This is a genomic window from Xanthobacter autotrophicus, from assembly GCF_030015065.1.
GTDB lineage: Bacteria > Pseudomonadota > Alphaproteobacteria > Rhizobiales > Xanthobacteraceae > Xanthobacter > Xanthobacter autotrophicus_D.
The window spans coordinates 1-1,531 of the sequence record NZ_JAIVFN010000254.1; the positions used below are offsets into that span (position 1 = coordinate 1).

A 1,531-nucleotide genomic window follows, 5' to 3' on the forward strand; every position below is an offset into this window, starting at 1 on the left:
GGTTGTGGCAGGGGAGGGGGATGCAAGGGGAGGCCAGACGTGACATCTGCCTCCAGCCCACTCATATTGACATCGAATTTACCTAGGGTTGATTCGATGCACATCCTGCCCGCGCCACTTAGTATCGGCGAGACCGAAGGCTTCACTCCCGAGAAAGATATTTTTAAACGATCAGAATTTGGTCGAGGATTGACCAATATCGTTCAGCAAATTGAGGACCCACTTGTTATTCTTTTGGACTCTCCTTGGGGTACTGGAAAGACGACATTCTTAGAAATGTGGGCTGGTGAATTGCGCAAATTAGGGCACCCGGTCATTTATTTTGATGCATTTGCGCACGATCATATTGAAAATGCCTTTCTTGCTATCGCTGGAGAGATAATCGGTCTTGCACAAGCTAAGAAGGCGATCAGAAAGACAAAAGTTAAGCGGTTTCTTGATATCGCAGCTAAAGCCGGAGGTGTTATCCTTCGACAGGGTTCTAAAATCGGCGTAAAAGCGGCAACACTCGGTGCCATTGATGCTGCCGACCTCGGTGATGGAGTTAAAGGTGTTGCGGACGAAATTGCAGGTACGGCATCAGAGCACGTAGATGATTATATTAAGAATTTATTGACGAAACAAGCTGATGAAAAGGAAACGCTGGTTAGGTTCAAGGCGGCCTTAGGCGAGCTTGCGCTTGAATTTTCTAGTCATGCACAGATCAAAAAATGTAATGAGGAATTGAAGAATGGCGCATTACCGCTCGTATTTATTCTAGATGAACTCGATCGTTGCCGGCCACCTTTTGCACTTGATCTATTAGAAACAATTAAACATCTATTTTCTGTAGATAATGTGCATTTTGTTCTCTCTGCAAATCTCAACCAACTTGAAGCATCAGTCAAATTTAGCTATGGAAGTGAGATAGACGCAAAATTGTATCTACAAAAATTTTACAATTTCTCTATATCATTTCCGACATATTTTGATGGAGCTCAAATAAGAAAAATATATATCAAAAATCTTTATCAAAATCTAGATATGCAAAGGCATGAAAAAATTGAAACGGTCGTAGAGGCAATTGAGTATACAGCGGAGGCTCGGGGTTTTTCCCTTCGCACTATTGAAAGAATTATGTCCACCCTTAATTTTGCATTTACTATGGCGTCCGTTGATGAGCCTAAGTTGCCGCCTATTGTGGCTGGTCTCTGTATTATGAAAGTATGCAACCCAGAAATATTTAATAAAGCAAAAAATAATAAAATTTCGATGAAAGATGTAGAAATTACATTTGGATTTTCTCAATGGGCTGAGCGTCATTTAAATGCTGCGTCTTTCGTGAGGAAGTGGTGGATATTTTGCGTTGAAAAAGATCTACCTCCTATGGAGGGGGTGAATTGGGAAAATATGGCCGGTTCTCTGTGGGGATATAACCATGGTGACCGCACCGAATTGGTGCAGCGGACGGCGCATGCCGTAATTGAGCCTCTCTCAACTCCAATGTGATTCCCCCAGGCGCGAGATTTCGCTTCTGCGGGGTGCCCCCCCC

At 43.3% G+C, this 1,531-nt stretch carries 1 protein-coding gene; it reads left to right on the forward strand.

Features of this window, described 5'->3' with window-relative positions:
• Window positions 1-1,488 (forward strand): KAP family P-loop NTPase fold protein (locus K9U40_RS22905; protein WP_282892387.1); only part of this gene is annotated, 1,488 nt, incomplete at its 5' end.
• Window positions 1,489-1,531 lie beyond the last annotated feature (43 nt).